General features: G+C 47.1%; 17 protein-coding genes. 11 read left to right on the top strand and 6 right to left on the bottom strand.

Annotation, left to right across the window (positions count from 1 at the left end; all coding sequences use genetic code 11):
• Positions 1-4 precede the first annotated feature (4 nt).
• Complete coding sequence (locus tag ACQ5BJ_RS21745) at positions 5-964, bottom strand: zinc dependent phospholipase C family protein (RefSeq protein ID WP_005551003.1); 960 nt, start codon at positions 962-964, stop codon at positions 5-7.
• Positions 965-1,283: 319 nt separating this feature from the next.
• Between ACQ5BJ_RS21745 and ACQ5BJ_RS21740 the strand changes: the two genes are divergently transcribed.
• A complete protein-coding gene (locus tag ACQ5BJ_RS21740; protein WP_005551002.1) occupies positions 1,284-2,609 on the top strand; it encodes a glycoside hydrolase family 125 protein in 1,326 nt (441 codons plus the stop codon).
• A gap of 84 nt (positions 2,610-2,693) precedes the next feature.
• Here ACQ5BJ_RS21740 and bluB read toward each other — a convergent pair whose 3' ends face one another.
• Together bluB and ACQ5BJ_RS21730 are read right to left on the bottom strand one after the other, a co-directional pair.
• The gene (gene bluB, locus ACQ5BJ_RS21735; RefSeq protein WP_289354842.1) at positions 2,694-3,356 is read right to left on the bottom strand and encodes a 5,6-dimethylbenzimidazole synthase; all 663 of its coding nucleotides are present in this window, start codon (positions 3,354-3,356) and stop codon (positions 2,694-2,696) included.
• Between the two features lie 302 nt (positions 3,357-3,658).
• Positions 3,659-5,734 carry an acyltransferase family protein gene (locus tag ACQ5BJ_RS21730; RefSeq protein WP_268620024.1) on the bottom strand — a complete coding sequence of 692 codons (2,076 nt, stop codon included), beginning with the start codon at positions 5,732-5,734 and terminating at the stop codon, positions 3,659-3,661.
• Between the two features lie 779 nt (positions 5,735-6,513).
• Here ACQ5BJ_RS21730 and ACQ5BJ_RS21725 point away from each other — a divergent pair.
• Together ACQ5BJ_RS21725 and ACQ5BJ_RS21720 are read left to right on the top strand one after the other, a co-directional pair.
• A complete protein-coding gene (locus tag ACQ5BJ_RS21725; RefSeq protein WP_040736915.1) occupies positions 6,514-6,993 on the top strand; it encodes a chemotaxis protein CheX in 480 nt (159 codons plus the stop codon).
• Positions 6,994-7,074: 81 nt separating this feature from the next.
• Positions 7,075-7,851, top strand: a complete 777-nt coding sequence (locus ACQ5BJ_RS21720) for an SDR family NAD(P)-dependent oxidoreductase (RefSeq protein ID WP_005550997.1) — start codon at positions 7,075-7,077, stop codon at positions 7,849-7,851.
• A gap of 126 nt (positions 7,852-7,977) precedes the next feature.
• Here the strand turns inward: ACQ5BJ_RS21720 and ACQ5BJ_RS21715 are convergent, their stop codons facing one another.
• Positions 7,978-8,235: a DUF2573 family protein gene (locus tag ACQ5BJ_RS21715; RefSeq protein ID WP_005550996.1), complete on the bottom strand. Its 258-nt coding sequence runs from the start codon at positions 8,233-8,235 to the stop codon at positions 7,978-7,980.
• A 170-nt stretch (positions 8,236-8,405) separates the two neighbouring features.
• On the opposite strand from ACQ5BJ_RS21715, the gene ACQ5BJ_RS21710 reads away from it, so the two are divergent.
• From ACQ5BJ_RS21710 to ACQ5BJ_RS21675, 8 genes are all read left to right on the top strand, one after another.
• The gene (locus tag ACQ5BJ_RS21710; RefSeq protein ID WP_268620027.1) at positions 8,406-9,698 is read left to right on the top strand and encodes a DEAD/DEAH box helicase; all 1,293 of its coding nucleotides are present in this window, start codon (positions 8,406-8,408) and stop codon (positions 9,696-9,698) included.
• A gap of 357 nt (positions 9,699-10,055) precedes the next feature.
• Positions 10,056-11,348 carry an ABC transporter substrate-binding protein gene (locus ACQ5BJ_RS21705; RefSeq protein ID WP_430112339.1) on the top strand — a complete coding sequence of 431 codons (1,293 nt, stop codon included), beginning with the start codon at positions 10,056-10,058 and terminating at the stop codon, positions 11,346-11,348.
• A gap of 191 nt (positions 11,349-11,539) precedes the next feature.
• Positions 11,540-12,928: an ABC transporter substrate-binding protein gene (locus tag ACQ5BJ_RS21700; RefSeq protein WP_005550990.1), complete on the top strand. Its 1,389-nt coding sequence runs from the start codon at positions 11,540-11,542 to the stop codon at positions 12,926-12,928.
• Between the two features lie 205 nt (positions 12,929-13,133).
• A complete protein-coding gene (locus tag ACQ5BJ_RS21695) occupies positions 13,134-14,558 on the top strand; it encodes an ABC transporter substrate-binding protein (RefSeq protein WP_268599828.1) in 1,425 nt (474 codons plus the stop codon).
• 184 nt (positions 14,559-14,742) lie between these two features.
• Positions 14,743-15,528, top strand: coding sequence for an ABC transporter ATP-binding protein (locus tag ACQ5BJ_RS21690; protein ID WP_005550987.1), 786 nt, complete (start codon positions 14,743-14,745; stop codon positions 15,526-15,528).
• The gene (locus tag ACQ5BJ_RS21685) at positions 15,525-16,790 is read left to right on the top strand and encodes an ABC transporter permease (RefSeq protein WP_005550985.1); all 1,266 of its coding nucleotides are present in this window, start codon (positions 15,525-15,527) and stop codon (positions 16,788-16,790) included. Before ACQ5BJ_RS21690 ends, ACQ5BJ_RS21685 begins: the two co-directional genes overlap by 4 nt.
• Positions 16,791-17,403: 613 nt before the next feature.
• Positions 17,404-17,577, top strand: a complete 174-nt coding sequence (locus tag ACQ5BJ_RS21680; RefSeq protein ID WP_005550983.1) for a GapA-binding peptide SR1P — start codon at positions 17,404-17,406, stop codon at positions 17,575-17,577.
• On the top strand, positions 17,567-18,541 hold the full coding sequence (locus ACQ5BJ_RS21675; protein WP_430112336.1) for a hypothetical protein: 975 nt from the start codon (positions 17,567-17,569) through the stop codon (positions 18,539-18,541). The genes ACQ5BJ_RS21680 and ACQ5BJ_RS21675 overlap by 11 nt, the downstream gene beginning before the upstream one ends.
• A gap of 107 nt (positions 18,542-18,648) precedes the next feature.
• On the opposite strand, the gene ACQ5BJ_RS21670 is transcribed toward ACQ5BJ_RS21675, so the two are convergent.
• Both ACQ5BJ_RS21670 and ACQ5BJ_RS21665 read right to left on the bottom strand, forming a co-directional pair.
• Positions 18,649-19,158: a DUF1854 domain-containing protein gene (locus ACQ5BJ_RS21670; protein ID WP_430112335.1), complete on the bottom strand. Its 510-nt coding sequence runs from the start codon at positions 19,156-19,158 to the stop codon at positions 18,649-18,651.
• Positions 19,151-21,346, bottom strand: a complete 2,196-nt coding sequence (locus tag ACQ5BJ_RS21665; protein ID WP_430112333.1) for an ABC transporter ATP-binding protein — start codon at positions 21,344-21,346, stop codon at positions 19,151-19,153. Before ACQ5BJ_RS21665 ends, ACQ5BJ_RS21670 begins: the two co-directional genes overlap by 8 nt.
• Positions 21,347-21,463: the final 117 nt, after the last annotated feature.

Raw genomic sequence — 21,463 nt, 5'->3', positions numbered from 1 at the left:
TTTGTTAATGCTCCCAGATTGGGTCTTCGATTATAATTGGACGATCCTGATCAAGCGGTAGTCCTGTTTCGTAAGAGCGGTTGCTGATTGCTTTCTGCAAAGCCGCATACGAGTTGGCAATCGCTCGTTGATCAGCGCCTGGCTCTTCCTTGACGCTCCAATAGACGGCAGCAGCCGATACTGCATGCTTCGCGTCTTCACTTGCCACTTCCCACATCTCCCATATGCTGGTGGTGCGGATCTCGCCTGTTCCTGTTGGATCCGGCCAAGGTCTCTTCGCTTCATTTAACACATCATAGGCTGGAGGATTCCGTTTATATACAAAGGGTTCAATCTGATTAAATGACAGCAGTTGCTTGATTCCGGCCGGATCGTGAAACAGCTTCTGGGCACCTACCATATCTCGGTTCGCATCATTCCAGAATCGGTTCTGAACACGAGCCGACAGCTCCGGGTAATATCGGCTCGTCAATGTTGTGAAGGCAGAAACGATTGCTTTCGGGAATTGCCCTCCAGTGTCAATCTCTTTCCATACCGGTGTATTCCATGTAGCGATCTTGCGCTTGGCATGCAAGATGTGAGTATCCATCAGCACCTCGAATCGTTGATGATCCCACTTGCGAAATCCTGAACGGACGAATACATAAGGATGCATATTCCGATCAAGGATATGGTGCAACAGGAATCCAAGTGCATATACTCGCGAAAGCATATCTCCTTTCGGAACGGAATCTATCAAGTCGAGCAGGAAAGGCCCGCACTGCTTATTGTGCATGGCATTTCCCAACTCATTCATTACTTTATTGCGCTGCCAGGGCAGAAATTGATGATAGAATAAAAAATCCGGCCCTTGGCATCCCATGTTGAACATGCGCTTCTGATCGTCGCGGGAAATCCAATGGGAAATGCCCGTATTGGCTAGTATCTCCTGGCCGAATAATAAATGTGTCCATACGTTAGGCATAATTCTCCTCCTCGTTGCAGGGCATCTCGGTGTTTAAGCGGCTTTGGAAGCTATCGCAGTGGAGATGCTTATCTATCAGTTCACCCGAAATGATGGGCAATGTCAATCCTATACGATGATAGAAAAAGATAGTGTCCGGTTTCTTTATGTGGAACATTTTTGTGCAACATGATGAACTTTCATGATCTGTCTAGCAAGATGAAGCGTTTGCATGTACACTGTAAGGAGCCACGGGGAACAAGCCTGCAATGTGGGGCTCCAAGCAACCGTGACAGTAGAGATATATACATCATGTGGAGAACAGGTGGAGGATAATAACATGGAACAATTTCGTTTGCCCAAAATCGATGTACCTGCATTCGACTTGCCGAAAGCAGTCACCCGCGTTATGGAAGAAGCGGAGCAGAAGCTTGCGCATCGACCTAAGCTGTTGAAGCTGTTCAAGAACTGCTTCCCTAACACTCTTGAAACAACGACAAAATTATTAGATGACGGAACAACATTCGTCTTGACCGGGGATATTCCTGCAATGTGGCTGCGCGACTCCGTAGAGCAGGTGATTCATTACGTACCATTCGCGAAGGACGATAAGGACTTGCAGCGCATTATCGGCGGATTGATCAAGCGTCATATGTTTTATATTAATATTGATCCTTATGCAAACGCGTTCAACGAGACGGCAAATGACTGGCACTGGGATGCCAACGACCAGACTGAAATGTCCCCGTGGGTGTGGGAACGCAAGTATGAGCTGGATTCGATGTGCTTCTCGATTCGCCTTGCCTATATGTATTGGAAAGAAACAGGGCGCACTGACATTTTCGATACGAATTTCAAGTCTGCGATGCGTAAAATTGTGGACGTATGGAAAACGGAGCAGCGTCACTTTGAGCAATCTCCATACCGCTTCACACGTGTGAACTGTCCAGCCATTGATACGATTCGCAACGATGGCAAGGGAATGCCTGTGAATTATACAGGAATGACTTGGTCTGGATTCCGTCCAAGCGATGATGCATGCGATTTCCATTACAGCATTCCGTCGAATATGTTCGCAGTTGTCAGCCTGCGTCAAATGCAGGAAATTTCCAAGTACGGCTTCCGCGACGAGGAATTCGTGAGCGAAATGGCGAAGCTGGAAGAGGAGATCAACCACGGCATTCAGCTGTATGGGGTTCACAATCATCCTACATTCGGCAAAATATATGTTTATGAAACGGATGGCTTCGGAAATTCCTGCCTTCTAGATGATGCAGGAACGCCAAGTTTGTTATCGATCCCTTATATTGGATATGCGGCGGCAGACGATTCGATTTATCAAAATACACGCAAATTTATTTTGAGCAAAGAAAATCCGTATTACTTTGAAGGCAAGGTTGCGAAAGGTATTGGCAGTCCGCATACGCCAGACGGTTATGTATGGCATATGGCGTTGTCCATGCAAGGCTTGACGGCTGCAAATGATGAGGAAATGCTTGCGATGATTGATATGCTGGAAGCAACGGATGCAGATACTGGATTCATGCATGAAGGCTTCCTCGCAGACGATCCGAATGTGTTCACACGTCCTTGGTTCGCTTGGTCGAACAGCCTATTCGCACAGCTTGTATGGAAAGCGATGCAGCGCGGATTGCTGGATAAATAAACTAGATTCGCGTTCATCATAAAGAAGCCTTCCATCTCCTTATGTGGGATGGAAGGCTTTGTTGTGCCAGTATGATCGGTTTGGTTACAGCAAGCTGGATGAGGTGCCCCACTGGTTATCGTAAACGAGGTGACTTAATACTTTTCGCTTCTCCCAGTTGTAAGCTTCAAGCAGTGGCCGTTCTGGATAGTCCTCAGTATACCCAATGGAGATGAGTGCAGTAGGATCGATATGAAGCGGGATGTTGAGGATGCGCCGAATGTCTGGCTTCTTGTAGAAGCTGACCCAGCCCATTGCTAAGCCTTCGGCATAGGCAGCAAGCCACATATTTTGAATGGCGCAGCTTACGGACATAATGTCGGTCTCAGGAATAGAGTTGCGACCCAGCACATGATCGCCGCCACGCGAAGGATCGCATGTGATGCAGATTGTGACGGGAGCCTCCAGGATGCCTTGAATTTTAATTTCCATAAATTTAGTGTCGCGATCTGTACCTTCATAATGGATAGCCAAGGCACGTCGTTCCCGGTCTACAACCTCAGCCAGCTTGGCTTTGGTCTCGGCGTCTTTGATCACGATAAAGTTCCATGGTTGCATGAAGCCCACTGACGGCCCGTGATGAGCGGCCTCCAGCAATTTAACCAGCAGCTCATCGGACACGGGCTGTTGAAGGAAGGTGCGAATATCTCTGCGGTTATATATCGCTTTGTAAACGCCTTCTTTTTCCTGCTCAGATAGTCTATTCATCGTCATGAGTTAGGCTCCTTTTCTCGAATTTGCAAGGGATGTCATACTTTTGAATACGATCATCATATGTTTATTATAGCGTACAAGTTATTCATGCTGCGAATCGTGAAATGATAAGGACAGATAATCGCCTTAGTTCCTTTCTTTCTGGCTGGTAAAAGAAGAGGGTCTGCCATATGCAGATATGGCGAGACCCGTCAGTAAACATGATAGTTGATTAAGGACAGCGCATGATTGCGGGGAACAAGTATCACGTACGTTCTGTATGTTTTCTGTATGCCCGCGTGTGCGTGATCATGATGTTAAGAACGAGTTGCTGCTGTTTTCTTGTTGGTAGGAGCGGGAGATTCCGTCTTGGATCTCGGAAGTGACTGCACCGCTTCTGCCAATAAGGCGGCATAGGCCTTGGCTCCCTTAGGGACGAGGTGAGTAGCGTCCGGCTCAAAATAATCGTCTTGATCTTCACTAGCGCTGTACCAATCGACTAAAGTGACTTTTGGATTGGCAGCAGCCGTTTTTGCCAATAGTTCGTTAATCTTGCTTTCCCATTTCTCAGGCATGCGGGTATTGACGAAAATAATATGCTCTACACCAGAAAGCGACTCAATGAGTTTGTTGAGCTGCTTTTCACCGAATATACCATTCGTTCCGAGGGCAATGATGACGCAACGGCCCAGTTTTCCGGCCTTTTTTAGCTCCTGAAGCACATTGCCGGCTTCGGACATCTGTCTTCCAATTTGAGCATCAACCACGGCACCCGGCAGATGCTTGATTAGATAAGGAGCAACATCCAGCATGACAGAATCCCCAACTGCTGTCACCGACCACTTCTGCTTCGTATTGGGGGGATAAATTCCGTTGGATGGCGGATTAGAGCGTTTTGGTTGTCGGCCATCAGCTTGCTTGGCATCGGTTTGCTTATCCTTGGCATTTTGCTGCGATTCGGCAGGATTGGGCTTGCTGTGCCCCGAACCGTCAGGCTTTTTAATGTGATTGGAAGATCCATTAGGCTGCTTCTGATCTTTCTGTTCAGGTTCTTTGATCATGTTGGAACCATGATGTTCTTTTTGTTGAGCCTGCGAGGCTGCTCCTAGTTCATCTTGCGTTATCATAAGTTGATTGTCTGGCTCTTGTCTTCCCACGGTCGATTGAGCGGCATCTACTGGATAGCGGCTGCTCATGCCGACATAAAACAAAGTGAGCAGCAGGACGCAGCAGGCCGATACAGACCAATGCTTCCATGACAACCGGTGCCAAGCATCTCGTTCTGTACGAGCCTTATGCCACAGATAGGAGAGGTATCCGCGCTGGATAGGCTGCTCGATATAGCGCCAAGATAAGGCGGCAAGCAGTACACTTGCTGTTATTTGCAAAACGGCACGCGACCAATCGAAGCCGCTTGTATTGACTTCTGGATTGGTAAGAATGATAACCGGATAATGCCACAAATAAATGCCATAGGATCGTTTGCCAATCCATACGAGAGGTTCCCAGCTCAGCAGCTTGCTGCAGCGGCTGGCTGGATGGGCAAGCACCGCAATCGTAAGTGCGCTCAGAACGGAGAGCAGCACGAATCCCCCCTGATATAGAAAATCATCATATTCACTTATTTTCCAAATCATATAAAGGATAGCTCCTAACCCGATAGCTCCAATGGCATCAAGGCCAAAGCTTGCTCTGCCCGTTGACTGTAAAGCGAGACGTCTGCTAGGCAGCACGACGGCAAGGGCTGCTCCAATGAGTAGTGCAAATACCCGCGTATCTGTCCCATAATAGACTCGGCTTGGATCGGTACCTGGCTCGTATAACCACGCCATTGCGAAGGCAGATAGTGTGGCTGCCGCTGCAATGCCAATTAGCAGCTGACCTCGTCTCGGTGCAAGCTTAATACCAAGGAACAACAATAAAGGCCAAACCAAGTAAAATTGTCCCTCGACGGCGAGAGACCATAAGTGAAGGTATGGTGAGGGTGATCCGAAGCTGTCAAAATAAGAAACATTATGAAAAATAAGATACCAGTTATTGCCGTATATAAAGGTTGACCAAATATCCCCTCGAAGTCGTATCAAGCGCGACGGATCGAATATCGTGAGCCAAGCGACGCTGAGCATCAGCATGGCAATGAGAGCAGGGGCAAGTCTGCGCATTCTGTGTACCCAGAATGTGTACAAATCAATTGAGCCTCGCTGCTGTCTTGTGGCGAGCAGCAAATCCGTTACGAGATAACCGGATAATACAAAGAATATACCGACTCCCAAAAAGCCTCCTTGCGCCCATCCAAGATTCAGATGATAGGCAATGACAGCCAGAACAGCAATTGCTCGCAGGCCGTCCAGAGCGGGTATGTAGCGTCTATTGTTGCGACGGAGCTCATGCATCTTGGACGCCCCCTACGTAAGGTATAACCGCAACGAATAACCATACGATTGAATCGTTATTCGGATGAAGTCTCGTGCATAACCATTTCATTGTATTCATGGTGTCCTTTCTTGTGATGTTGAGAAATGATTGGTTGTATAAGCAATTGGCAAAGTAGTAAAGCTTCAAGGCAAGTCCTGATCATTCGAACGATGTTCGTAGTAGCGAAGAGGATAAAGAGGAGTGAGTTTAGGATATGCTCTTACTCGTTCCTTGAGTTCATTTCTCCTACCAAGTGTAAAAATTTCGGAATAACCTCTATTACTATATCGGAAAGCACATATGTACTCGTTACAGAATTATTACATATTTTATTCATTTTTGTTATTTATCGGATTTTTAAATGATCCACTTCAAACTGATCCATTACTTGTTACGCTTACAAGAAACAAAGAGTTGTGATGAGAGGATGTGGAAATGTTTTCAAGGAGCAGTGGTGGTCATTGCAAATGCATACTCCTGTATCCTTTTGTCGAGGTTAATTGGCTATAAGATGCGCTGAGCATCATGAAATGCAAAGAGGCTGGATCGACGAAAATATGTCGAAATAAACCTCTAGGAGTAGTTCTTTATACTCAAAATATAAATCTGGATATGTTTTTCTTGTGAAAATGATAAATCAGATAGTGCTTGAATGAATCGTTTTCAGTATAATAGGCATAGAAAAGTGGATATATAGGACGATCGGATTGTGTCGAATATACTCCATTAATGTCGGAAAGGGGAAAAGATAGCTGAGATGAGAGCCGAATGGATTCATCCTTTTTTGCAATCGGCAAGCACAGTTATTGAACAAATTGTGCAAGTCCGTCCTAGTCGGGGAGAGCTTCAAATGTTGAATTGGAGCGGCACGCATGATTTACGCATCCAGGTCGGTCTGACGGGGCAGTTGTCCGGGCAGGTGGCATTTGGCTTGAATGAGGACGTGGCGTTAAAAATGGCATCAGCTATGATGGGAGGACTTCCTCTTGCATCCCTTGATGCTATAGGTGAAAGCGCCATTTCAGAGCTAGGCAACATGATTAGTGGCAACGCAACGACACTGATGTACAATCAGGGCATGCGCGTTGACATAACACCTCCCCAATTGCTCATATCTGCTGAGCATGCAGGCCCTATTCTAGAGGCCATGGCTGTGCCGCTATTATTGGACGGAATTGGGCGATTTGATGTACTTATGCATATCGGCTATAGTGAAAGAGTCGACGTTGTATCCTGATGCGGCGACGCAGTTCTGACCAACCGCGCTGCTATACATAGGGTGTGAACGGTGTGGATGGGAAGGTAAAGGAGTAGGGCGATGGAACTGAAAGGTAAGATTGTTCTGATCACAGGTGCATCAAGCGGAATTGGAGCTTGGACAGCCCAAGCAGCTGCTGCGAAGGGAGCTGTTCCGATCTTAACGGCACGCTCTAAAGAAAAGTTGGAAGTTGCGGCTGTCTCGGTGACGCCTTCACCTGCCATCTATACGATGGATGTAACGAATGAAGAGGACGTGTCACACGGTATTGCAGCTGTGTTGGAGAAGTATGGGCGCATTGATATTTTAGTGAACAATGCAGGTTTCGGATTTTTTGAGCGGACGGTGGATATGCCCATCTCGCAGTTTGCCGCGATGATGGATGTGAATTACATGGGGACGGTGCGCTGCACGAAGGCTGTGCTGCCTCATATGCTGGCGCGGGGCGAAGGACATATTATCAATGTAGCTTCAATGGCAGGCAAGATTGGTTCTCCGAAGTCCGCAGGCTATACGGCAACGAAGCACGCTGTGCTCGGCTTTACGAATGCTCTGCGCATGGAGCTGGCAGGAACAGGTGTCGCAGTATCAGCGGTCAACCCCGGCCCTGTGAATACGCCGTTCTTCGATCAGGCGGATCCAAGTGGGCAATATGTAAACAATATTCGCTGGTTCATGATGGAACCGGAGAAGGTTGCAAGTCATATTGTCCGCGTCATGGAGACACGTAAGCAGGAAGTGGATCTCCCGTGGCTTGGTGCGCTCGGAACGAGGCTGTACGGCATGTTCCCGCGGATATCGAATCGTGTTGCCTCGAAGCTGTTGAACAAGAAATAGGATAGGTAACCATTGGTGGCGCTGTATGATGGTTGAAATGGCGAAGTCCGCTTCTCCTGTTCGTATTGAGATCGGGAGATAGCGGACTTTTTTTGTGCTTGAGCGATACCTATTGAGCTGTGAAGATTATTGTTGATTGCCTCCATCGGCACGGTGCGCTTCATTCATTTGCTTAATTTCCTCAAATAGTGCGCGAACTCCTGCTTTGCCTTCCGGATTCGCATTGTTCCAATGGCGGGTCAAGTTGGGCATTGTTTTATGCATTTGATTATAGAGCGCCCACATCTTCACCTTTTCAACTGTGGCTGGGTCGGAGTGTCCAGTCAACAGCTCTGCATATTTTTCGACGAGCGCGTCGAATAAAGCGGTCATGTTGTCATTCATTTGCAGCAACCTCCTCACTTTATAGGTGTGTATGATTAGGCTATCATAATGAGCAGAAGTTGGAAAGTTGGAGCGGAGACTTCTTTTCGATATAATGGGTACAGCGAACAAAGGGAAGGTATGTTCATGTTCAGTGGATATGAACCGCTTTCCATAGAGAGGAACGATACATGTTGAGTGCTACCTTTGAATCATTTTCAATACGTGAAGAGCTGAAGCTGCGGCTGCAAGCCAGACATATTACGGAACCTTCGCCGGTTCAGTCAGCTGCTATTCCTGCTGCACTGGAAGGGCGCGACGTGCTTGCGCAATCGCAAACGGGCACGGGAAAGACGATTGCCTATTTGCTCCCTGTGCTAACACGCATACAGCATAATGAGCGGACAACGCAGGCTGTGATTGTAGCGCCTACACAAGAGCTTGCGATGCAGATTGTGCGTGAAGCGGAATATTACAGCGAGGGCAGCAGCATTCAGATTGCAGCGATAATCGGCGGCGCGGCACTGAAGCGGCAGGTAGAGAAGCTGAAGCTGCACCCGCAGCTCGTCATCGGCACACCGGGCCGAATCCGTGAGCTGATAGAGATGCGCAAGCTAAAGATGCACGAAGTGCGCACCATCGTTGTAGACGAGGTCGATCATGTGCTGCAGAAGGGCGGTGCAGGCGATACGGATTATATTATGCGCAGCGCGCTGCGTGATCGCCAGCTTTTATTCTTCTCCGCCACATTGCCTGAAGAAGTAAAGGCGCTTGCAGAGCGCTGGATGCAAGACCCGGTAAACATCGGTATTGAGCCGGAGAAGCGAATAGCTGATACGATTGAGCACCTTGTGTTCGTTTGCGAGGAGCGGGACAAGATTGATATGCTGAGACGCCTCGTTCGGCATTGGAATCCGAAGCAGGCGATCGTGTTCATCAATGACTCTGCCGAAATTGCAGAATGGGAACAGAAGTTAAGCTATGCCCATTTGTCAGTCGCCTCGTTGTATGGCGATGCCCCGAAGCAGGAGCGGGTTAATGTCCTTAAACGCTTCCGTGAAGGTCACTTCCAGTTGCTGTTGGCAACCGATGTAGCTGCGCGGGGATTGGATATACCTGATTTGCCATTCGTCTTCAGCGCTCAGCCTGCATTGAATGCCGAGCACTATGTGCATCGTGCAGGGCGTACGGGTCGAATGGGACGTCAAGGCGTATCTGTCAACCTGATCTCTCCTCGCGAGCAGTTCATTATGAAAAAGTTCGAGCGCGAGCTTGAGATTGTCATCCATGAGCGCAGTTACTATGATGGCCGCATTATCGATTCGAATGATGCAGACCGTCGTCCGAAGACGAAGCCAGCTTCCAAGCAGCCGTTCGGCAAGTCATCGGCGGGGGCTCGTTCTCAGTCACGGGACAAGCGTTCTGGCAAGGATAAAGATAAAGGCGCGCCGAAGTGGTTGAAAGAGAAGCAGAAGCGTCGTTAAGTTGAATAAATGCGAGCTGGTTACTAGGCCGCTGTAGATGATGCATCTACAGCGGTTTTTCTTTTTCACTCATCGGTTAGAGGCATGACTATTTATACGGAAAGCAATTTGATCTCCTCTCATGTACATTCTGCAAACAGAAAAATGAAATGGATTTTCGAATCCTATGAACCTGAGAGCTGAATTTTCCATCTACTTTAGTAGAGAACTATATTTGTGTACATAGATTTCAGTGTTTTACGCAAATGAGAAGCTGAAAGGGAGGAGAAATGGATGGTGAGTAGGAGATGGAAGACGAGCATACTGTTGCTGGGTATGATGTCTGTATTAACGGGGTGCTTTGGGGAAAAGTAGGTATTGGAGCCATTGGACGAGGGCAAGGGAAAGCTAAAAGTAACCTATTACAGTGAAAAATCGTTCTACAGCGATTACGGAAATTATTTTAATATCAAATTCCCGGATATTGAGGTTGAGGTCATCAGCACTGCTGAAACCGATATGGAAGAGCTGTTGGACAAGCAGAAGCCAGACGTCGTGCTGCTAAGTGAGCACATGTTCGAAACGTATGCGCAGCAAGGAAAGCTGTATGCGCTGGATGATATTATTGCACAGGAAAAATTCGATTTGGAAGGCTACATGCCGGGCTTGATAGATATGATCCGCACGAAAGGCAGAGGGAAACTGTACGGGCTGACTCCCTATTTTTATAACGAAGTGATCTATTACAATCGCGACTTATTCCAAGCGTACAACATAGAGCTGCCGCGCAATCAGATGAGCTGGCAGGAAATATTGGCTTTATCCAAGCGCTTTGATGGGATGAGAACGGGGGACAATGAAATCTATGGATTATATCAAAGTCCCTCCAGCTTATTGATTAATATCGCAAATACTTTATCCCTTCAAGTCTTTGATGCGAAGGGAGAGAAGCTGCGCATTCGATCGGATGGTTGGGAGCAGGCCATGCAGATGGCAACGGATGCGGTGAGAAATTACCCGCCCGGACAAGTAGAGGGGATGAACAACCTGTTTCTCATGGGAAAGGCGGCCATGATTATGGATGGCCCTTGGTTCGCGAAGGAACTGCAGCGTGCCCCTCTGCACAATAAAACATTGAGCACGATGAATTGGGACATGGTTACGGTACCAGTCGATTTGAAAAGACCCGACGAGTCTTCAAAGGTCAGATTGACAAAAATGTACGCGATAATGGCAGACTCCACCAACAAGCGGGCTGCGTGGGAATTTGTCCAATTCGTTAATGGGCTGAGCATGGAGAAGGTTGCTTCCCGCAATCCGATATCCACTCTGCCGACGCGGCATCAATTTTTCAAACAATTGGAAGGACGAAGCACGGAACCATTCTATATGTTGAAGCCAAGGCTCTCTACGGAGTCTTCGCCTCCTGAAGGAAGCTGGGGATTTTGGGTGGGATACGGCAATAAGCATGTACCGGAAGACTTTTACTCACCATTCAATGAGTTGTTGGACAAATCTTTGCAGGCGGTCATGCAGCACGAGATAACACCGGAGGAAGCCGTCAATGAGTTGGATGCGAAGGGGCAGCTACTGCTGAACAAGACGCATGCTGAGGAGATAAAGAAAAAAGAGGCTGAAAGCGCGAAAGAAAACGTGGATGCAAAGAAGTAGAAAACGGAAATTTTAAATAGGAGAAAGAAGAGAATTATTCATAGATTTCATAGTATACGGTGAATTTTAAAAATAAATGTACAATAGCGGAAACCAAATACTGGGCTGTGGCGTCATAATATATGAGTAAATGTACACACACAAATATACTCAATCTATGAAATGTACAAAAAGCGGAAGGGGAGAAAGAATTGGCGTCAAAGTGGAAAATAGGCGTGCTGTTGCTTGCGGTAGTTGCCTTAATGAGCGGCTGTCTTGGGGAGAAGCCGGTATTGGATCAATTGGAAGAGGGAAAAGGAAAAATTAAGGTTATTCATTATAGTGAGGAATCTTTCTATAGTGATTATGGCAATTATTTTAATATTAAATATCCGGATATCGAATTTGAAGTTATCAGCTATAAAGAGCTGGCGGCGAAGCAAGGAGAAGGCGAATCATTCGATTTTGATGCAGAATTAGAGAAATTTATAGAGAAAAATAAGCCTGATGTGATGATGTTAAATGGGAAGCAGTTTGAGAAATTTGCGCAAAATGGCAAGCTGTATGGCCTGGATCAAATTATTAGCCAAGAAAAATTTGATCTGGAAGGCTATATGCCGGGGCTTGTTGATTTGCTTCGGTCTAAAGGGAACGGCACTTTATATGGATTAGCGCCGGCCTTCTATACGGATGTGATGTACTATAACCGAGATTTATTTAAGGAGCATAATATCGAGCCGCCGCGCAATAAGATGAGCTGGCAGGAAGTCATTGATTTATCGAAGCGCTTCACTGGTATTGGCTCAGGAGACAATAAGATCTATGGATTTTATAAGTCCTATGGAGATGTTCAGTTTATCGTTAATAATATCGCCTCATCTGCTGGATTGAATTTGTTCGATACGAAGGGCGAAAAGCTGCTTATTAATTCGGATGGGTGGAAAAAGGCAATTAAAATGGCGACGGATGCCGTGCGGGACAAATCGATAGCCATTCCATCTCCCGAAGAGAGTCAAACTGGATGGGGTGAAGCATTCTATCAGGGCAAGGCGGCAATGGTAATAGAGGGGACTTGGTTTGCACAGCAAATCAAAAACCGCCCTCTTTATGACAAGAAGTTTAAGGAAATTAATTGGGATATCGTAACGGCGCCAATCGATCCTTCAAGTCCTGATGAATCGAGCGATGTGAACTTAACCGATATCTATGCGATCGCTGCGGATTCCCCAAATAAGCGGGCAGCTTGGGAATTCGTCAAGTTCGTGAACGGACCTGAAATAGCGAAGGCTGCGGGACGTACAGTGAGCGGCCGAATTCCTACACGAAAGGACTATTTCAAAGAAATCGAAGGCCGCAGTACCGAGCCATTCTTCTTACTGAAACCTAAATTGGGCACATCCTATTCTGGATTTTGGGGGAACTATAATGTTCCAGACACCTTCAATAAGAACTTCAATCCATTAGTAGAAGAGTCGCTAAAGGCGATCGTCGATAATAAGAAAACGGTAGAAGAAGCTGTGGCTGAGCTGGAAGCGAAGGGTCAACAATTGTTGGATAAAGCGCATCAAGAGCAAAAGGCCAAATCAAAGGATAAAAAATAAACAGGCATTGAACTGAAGATATATGAAGAATCCGTCATAAAACCTTTTATGGCGGATTTTTTTGTTAGTAGATGCATGCTGGAATAGAGACAGAGAGAAGAAATATACGATTTTTTAGTAGGATGATAATTATTTGGTTGTAATATGGAAAATTTGTCTATATACTTGTTGTTGATATTTGGAAAAACAGGAAGGGGAGTTGTGTGTGTGGACGAAATCGAAGCTCGTCATATTACTACTAACGATTACTTCTATGTTAAGCGGATGTCTCGGAGAGAAGCCGGTACTGGAACAGCTTGAGGAAGGGAAAGGGAAAATTAAGGTACTCTACTATAGCGAGGAATCCTTCTATCAACAGTATGGCAACTATTTTAATGTAAAGTTCCCAGATATCGAATTTGAGGTGGTAAGCTCAGAGGAGATGTACGCGAATCGCAAGGATGGCGAGCCGTTTGATTATGAAGCTGAAATGAAAAAATTCCTTGAAAAGCATAAGCCGGATGTCTTATTCTTGGATGATTCCTCATTCGAAACCTATGCAAAAGACGGAAAATTGTACAACTTAGAAGAGATCATTGCTCAGGAAAAGTTTGATTTGGAAGGCTATATGCCTGGTCTTGTTGATATGATTCGGGCCAAAGGGAACGGTACCTTGTATGGCCTTGCACCTTATTTCTATACAAATGTACTGTACTATAACCGAGCACTATTCAAGGAGCACAATATTGAGCCGCCGCGCAACAAGATGAGCTGGCAGGAGGTCATTGATCTGTCGAAGCGCTTTATTGGCATCGGATCAGGCGACAATCAAGTGTTCGGCTTGTATCAGGAATATGGTGATGTGGAGCGAATTATGGACAATATTGTCTCTACCTCCGGCTTGAAATTGGTAGACCAGAAGGGTGAGAAACTGCTCATTAACTCAGATGGATGGAAGAAGGCAATCACTCTTGCTACCGATGCGGTGCGGTCGAAGGCGGTATATATCCCGCCACGAGACAACGGCGGTGAGAACGGACGAATGATGAGTGTCGGGGATAATGCTTTTATGAAGGGCAAGGCAGCGATGATAGTTGAGAGCACCTGGTATGCGCGTCAATTAAAAGATCGTTATCGCTTTGACAAGGAAACGAAGCAAATCGATTGGGATATTGTTACTGCACCGGTAGATCCGGCAACGCCTGAAGAATCTGGCAATGTATTTTTATCTGAAATCTATGCGATAGCCGCTGATTCTCCGAACAAGCGTGCGGCTTGGGAATTCGTCAAGTTTGTCAACGGTACGGAGATGGCAAAGGCCGCTTCCAGAACGCTGAGTGGACAGCTTCCGACCCGCAATCAATTTTTTAAAGAAATCGACGGCAGAAGCACGGAGCCGTTCTACATGCTCAAGCCGAAATCTAACACAGAGCGCTACAACAAAAATATTCCTATGGAATTTTATGAACCTTATAGCCAATTGTTGCGGAAAGCCTTGCAGGATATCATCGATAATAAGAAGTCCGTAAACGAAGCAGTTGCTGAATTGGAAGCGAAGGGACAGGCAGAGTTGGTGAAGGCACGCGAGGCTGAGAAGGCGCGTCTAGCCAAAGAAAAGAAGGAAGGGTCGTCTACTAAATCTGGAGGCTAACCAACTTATATATAGAGTATGACGAGATGGAAAATGTAGATTTAGCGAATGAAAGCATTCACTCATGTGTGAATGCTTTTTTGCTTATTTAATAGATTGCCGTGTCAACTAATTTTCAGTTTATGATATCCATTCGCTTCCTGTCGGGTTGTTCGCTATAATGAAATTAGTGAGGTGAAGAGGAATGAAACCCTTGATGAAGATTGATCGTCTAACAGGCGGATACAGTACAGGAAGGCCCGTACTCCATGACATATCCTTGCAGGTGAATGCTGGTGAAATGGTAGGTCTCATTGGATTGAACGGTGCAGGAAAGAGTACGACGATGAAGCATATATTAGGTCTGCTTGAACCGCAAGCAGGAACCGTTGCTATAAATGGAAAAACACTTGCGGAGGATGCAGAAGCGTACCGGGCTGCGATCGCTTATGTGCCGGAATCACCGATCCTCTATGATGCGCTAACCGTGCGCGAGCATCTTGTATGGACGGCTACTGCTTATGGCGTCGAACAAGGAGTATTTGAGAAGCGGGTGCAGGAGCTTGCGGAATTGTTCCACATGACCGCGCATCTGGATAAGGCTGCACAGCATTTATCGAAGGGGATGCGGCAGAAGACGATGCTCATGTGCGCATTCGCAGTTCGCCCGCCCTTATATATTATCGATGAGCCTTTTCTTGGACTGGATCCACTCGGTATTCGCTCCCTGCTGCAATATATGAAGCAGGTTCAGGCCGAGGGAGCTTCCTTATTGGTAAGTTCACATATTTTATCGACGATCGAGCATTATTGTGATTCATTCGTACTTCTGCATCAAGGCAGGGTTCTCGGAGCAGGATCGGTTCAAGAGATGCAAGATCAATATGCGGCCAAGTCCGGTACACGGGCCGAGGAGCGGCTTGAGGAGCTATTCTATGCGTGGGTGAGTGATGAACGTATAACAGGCCCTGTGGATGGTGTGCCTCGATGACACAGACTCGAACCAAAGAGGCGACTACCGTTACTCCTTTGACGGAGGCGCTGCTGCATCCGGAAGCATTATGGACAAGTCGCAAGCGAGAATTTTGGGGCAAGGTTATGCCCTATATGCGTTATGTCATCCAGAGCGGTCTGGGGGCGCTCGTGCTATTTGTCCTCGTGGCAGGGACGGCATTATATGCGTCCTTCATCGAACAGATTCCGCCCTCTTTTCCGATCAAGGAGGTTGCTCTGTTATTGGTAGCGCCTACGGTGGCGTATACAACATATCGTACATTGCTGCGGCCTGCTGATCTTGCATTCCTGCTTCGCATTGAGCACCAAATGTCAGGCTATATGAAGAGAAGTGTGCGCTATAGCCTATGGCCGCGAACAGTACTTCTTGTCGCAGTATGGTGTGTGCTATGGCCATTGTACAGCCGTGCAGAGGATCATCCAAAGAGCTTCATCCTGAGCTTAGCGCTGCTGCTGCTGATTAAGGCTGTAGCTGCATTCGGCGCTTGGAAAGAGCGACATTACAGTGACAAGCGTCTTCGAATTGCTGCCAGGTATATCCGTTACCTATGGTCTTGGGGAGCCACTGCTTGCTGGCTGTGGCTCAGTGTGCCTTCTTCGCTCCTGTTCATTGGAATCAGCGGTTTGGCCTATATGGGCTGGTTGGTAACAGGGAGAACTTTGCGCTTTCCTTGGGAGGCACACTTTGAGGCGGAGAAAGCGCATGAAGGACGAGTCTATTTATTTTTGAGCGGTTTCGTAGATCTTCCGGCAACAGATGAACGTCGATATGCGCGGCCATGGCTCAATTTTATAGGAAATCGCTTTGCGCTGAACAAGCAATTTGCTTATCGATATTTACTCATGAAGACATTATCACGAAGTGAACTGCTTGGCATCATTATGAGGCTGGTCGTTATTGGCGCTGTGCTCTTGTTTTGGACAAATGCAACGGAGTGGAGCATGCTGCTTTATGCGGCAGTTGTGTTCGTGATTGGCACACAGATGGGAGCTGTTTTTGCCTTTCATCGTCATGATGTATGGAACGAAGTATATCCGCTTCCCAATCATGCTCGCCATGAAGCGGCGTTATACGCTAGTACGGTTGTCCATGCGCTGGCAGCTATCGTGCTGCTGCTGCCAATTGCAGTCGGGCCATTAACGGTCGCATTCAAGCTGGCCATGATCGGAGCAGGCTTGCTTATCGTGGCGTTAACCAGATGGAAACGATCGAAACCACGCAAGGATGACGAGGATTAAGTATAATAGGAAGCATATAGATTACAAAATAAAGGGTTCCTAGAACGGCATCTTAGATAACGATCGACCCCTATTTAGTGAAGAAAGGGGAAAGCTTCTTCATACAGATGCATCCGGATTTGAATATTGAGGAGGAAGCGGCGACAAGTCGCCGTCGCTTCTTGACTTGCATGAACCTCTTTTTTTGTAACGTGTATCATATTTACACTCATATTTTAAGACTTGCACTCTTACAATTTATCCAAGGTCATGATCTGCGCTCGCAGATGATGGAGATCGGCAAGGTTCGCATCGAAGTAGCTCCAGTCCGTGAGACAATATACGACGCTACAGGAGCGAAGCTTGCTTTTTTTATCTACTCTCTCTATTTCAAAATGGAAATAACGTTGCTTCTTTGTCCTTTTTACTGTGTATGTCCGAAAAAAGGCAGGTATATGTAGATTATTTTGTGCTTTCATACTTGAACTAACCAGCAGGGGAAAGAATACGATACATTGTGACGTCATAGTTATGGTAATGGAATGGATGAATCCGCTATCAGCTTCAAATATGCAGCCAATTGAATTCAGCAGGGGATTCCCGTCATGTAGATGAAGGGAGAGGTGAGTGTCCGATGGAACAAGGACGCCGTCAGCTATTGCTCGGGACAATTATATGCAAAAAGTGTGATCGGATCATTGCCGAGCAAGATACGGAAAAAGTCATCGTGTACTATGTGGAGTGCAATAAACGGGATTGCAAAGAGCAAGCAGTGGCGGAGAGAGAGGTACAGTACATTGAAGCTTAGTTCGAATCAGGCGGAGCAATGGCATGGTACGAATGCTCAGTTCCATGACAATTCCAGCAGTGCGACAAGCATTCAGGTTATTGAACTGCAACAGCAGCACATTCCCCATGTTGGCACGCTATGGAGGGAAACGGAGCACACGGGCATTTCGAATACGACCAAATCCAGCAGCATACACATTGCCTGCTGCAACAGTCCTGAAGATGTGCAAGCTGCTTCAGAAGCAGGGTACAATAAATTGCTGCTGGCGCCATGTCATTACTTGCTATTGAAGTCTGGACGTGTGCGGCTGATACGGGAGATCTTGCTTGCAGGAACAACCATCGAACGGGAGGCAGCGCTTCAGAAACTTCTCCCGCTTATGACAGCAGAATATGAACATATGCTGGACAGCCTTCATCGAAATGCAGCCATACATGGATATGTGCGCTTACTTGATGCACCGATCGTGCTGCTGCTGCCAAGTATCGCTGATTTGGATCTAAGGATGGAAGTGATTCAACGCTTGGCGGCTGACTCAGACCGATCGATGGAGCGGCATCGCTTACATCAGCAGTGGCTGAAGCTCAAGCAATGGAAGCAGTGGCTCCATTCCGGGAGCGAGGTCAATTGCATGTTATCCAATACAGTTGTGGAGTGGATCGACATGCAGGCAGAAGCACTGTTCCGAGCCGAACAACGCTTAGCAGCCCAAGGCTATGATATCCAGCTTACGGTGCTGTTGCCCTATGAAGCGGGATGCTGGAAGCAGCATGTGAGTTATGTTCGCCTAGCTGCTGAGCAAATTCTTGGTGTTCACGCCACACGAAATTATCCGATCGTAGGGATACGAATGGAGCAAACGGTCAATGTTCCAGGGAATACGTCGCAATCTGATGGGCAGCCTGTCTTGCCGGAGATCGATATGGACTGGGAAGATGTTGACTTCGTCTGGTTAAGCCGGGGAGTAGGGCGAACCATATAATCTGGACGATGTTGTTACATCATAAATGAATCAAGAAGAGAGCGATATATGAAAATGAGCAAAGCCAGTGAAGGCAGGGTACACGCCTTCGCTGGCTTTTGTTGCGGTTAGAACAGCCGATTCAACCATCGTTTGCTTCCATCATCCAGTTCAGATGCCGGCGGGACGATACAGCGTCGACCGAAGCTGTCAATGAGGATCATACCGCCGTCTGGGGACGGCTGGACATGCTCGTGCAATGTTTCCAGCTCAAGCCTCAACGATCCTCTATCCGTAAGGACATCCCATTTCCATAGATTGTTCTTCTCTCGTATGCTTACTATAGTGTTCACCTTCGGAATGAAGTATCTTCGTTTCAATTCGAGCTGGATAGCAGCTTGACTGTTCATGTCCAGTTGCTGCAATTCCTGTACAATGCCGATTTCCTTGCCATCGCGATCCCGAACAGATAAGTAGCACTCGGCATGAGAGAATGGAAATGCGCGATATATCGACACTTCAGGTATTACATTGTCCTCTTCTTTCAATTCCAGCACTCCTCCTTCGGTATGGCGAAAAGATACGGTGGAGGGCAAATAACGGATATCTTCTACTAATGGGATAGAGCTATCAGGCAAAGAGATACTCCCCTTTCATTTCAAACATTTCCTGCTGAGCTTGTACAAGCTTCGCATACACCCCATTTTGAGCGAGAAGCTGCTCATGGGAACCGGCCTCGACCAGCTTGCCTTGATCCAGCACGATGATGCGATTCGCATGGCGAAGCGTGGACAAGCGATGTGCAATGGCAAAGGTCGTCCGGCCACAAATCAGCCGCATCATGGCCTCTTGAATTTGGCGTTCAGTAGCGGTATCGACGGAAGCAGTAGCTTCGTCAAGAATGAGGATCGCGGGGTCATGAAGAATGGCGCGGGCGATAGCAATGCGCTGCATCTCGCCGCCAGACAAGCAGGTTCCTCGTTCCCCAACACGTGTATCGTATCCGTCCGGCATACGGATGATAAAGTCGTGTGCATTTGCGATTTTAGCAGCCCGCATGATTTCAGCCGGTGTTGCGTCAGGCTTGGCATAGGCTATATTTTGGGCTACAGAACCGTCGAATAGGAAGGTCTCCTGCAGGACGACGCCAATATGCTGGCGCAAGCTATCCTGCTTCATGTCCTTAATATCTGTTCCACCAATACGTATCGTGCCATTGTCCGGATCATAGAAGCGGCAGAGAAGATGGATGAGTGTAGACTTGCCTGCTCCCGAATGGCCGACGATGCCGATCATTTCCCCAGGCTGTACAGTAAATGAAATTTCCTTCAAAACAGGCCGATGCTTCTCATAGTCATAGCTGACGTTTTCAAACTTCACCTCGCCGTATACGTATGGCAAAGCCAATGCCTGTTCGTGATCCGGGACTTCCGGTTTCGTATCGATAATTTCAAAAATACGGCCTGCTGCGGCGAACGCACGGCTGGTCCAATTTACGGCTTGGCTGAACCAGCGAAGCGGTCCGAAGAACATCCCCATGTATCCTATGAACGCCATAAGTGTTCCTAGTGTCATTTCCTGTCCGAGTACAGATTGCCCGCCCACGTACCAGACAAGCAGCAATCCAGATTGAATAATGAGTGAAAAAAAGGGAGAGATGCCCGCCCAAAGGCTGTTGACCCGGATCGTTTGCCTCATCAGCGCATCATTCGCTTCACTATAGCGGCCGCGTTCCTTCTCTTCTTGACCGAATGCCTTCACTACCCGAATGCCCTGTAAGGTATCCCCAACGATTGTATTGACATGATAGAGGGCTCTCCAATGCATATACCAGCGTTGATGAGTAATCGGCCAAATGACAAACGAGAAAAACATGATAATCGGGGCAGGAAGGAGTGCGAGCAATGTTAACTGCCAATCTAATGAGCCCATCATCATAAAAATCGATATAATAAGCAGCACTTGGCTGGATACCCATATGATCCCTTCATTTAAAAATTGGTTGAGTGCCTCTGCATCATGATTGACTCGACCGATAAATTGTGATGTCTGGCGGCGGTCGAAGTAGCCTAACGACAGCCTCATAAGGGAACGATATACATCTTCACGAATGTTGTGCATCAGCTTGCTTCCGGTGTGGACGCCAATATAGCCGCGAATTGTTGTCATGGCCGACAGGGTAAGCTGGACGAGACCAAGCATTAGAACGAATGCAAGCAGGGATGCAGCAGGATGGGTTGGCTGCAAAACATCATCTACAATAATTTTCGTGAGGTAAGGCGGGATAAGTTCAATTAAGGTCGTGACGATAACAAGCAGTGAAGTAATCCCCATCCATTTTTTAAATGGCTTGGCATATTCTAAGACACGCTTGAACGCCTTTACTTTGTCGGTACAGCGAGGACAATTCGCATAGTGATTGATGAGCTGAGCCCCGCACTTGCTGCAGCGTTTAGGCAGGTCGTCAGCAGACGGTATAGGAAGCTCCTCCTCCTTGATAAGTGCTTGCAGCAGCCGGCAGGCATAAGCGAACTTCGCGTTTTGCATCGACGTGTATCGAACGAGGACAACTGCCCCGTTCTCGGTATCTGCAATAAGCTGTGACCCACCAATCGAATCACTCGTTCTGCAATTGTTGACAGCGCTTACAAGAACATGTCTTACCAATTTCCCTGAAGAAGTACATATGAAGATCTCATCTTTGGAAATCAGCAGCCAGCGTTCAGACAATGTGGCATCGTCCTGAATATCTGCTTTGCCGCAAAAGAGTAATTCGTTAGAGGTCATATCAGCGGTTGCAAATGGCGATGTTTCGATGAATCGCATGGACATCCCCCTTTTTATATGAACAAATACGCAACATTGGAAGATTGTAACATAAAATAATAGGCTTGGGGAGTGATATTTCGCATTGCTTCATTTTTTTAGAGGAAAACTTCATTT

Source organism: Paenibacillus sp. B1-35, from assembly GCF_050474385.1.
Lineage (GTDB): Bacteria > Bacillota > Bacilli > Paenibacillales > Paenibacillaceae > Paenibacillus_B > Paenibacillus_B alvei.
The sequence above is the reverse complement of the archived record's forward strand: the minus strand, read 5'-3'. Positions and strand labels throughout refer to the sequence as shown.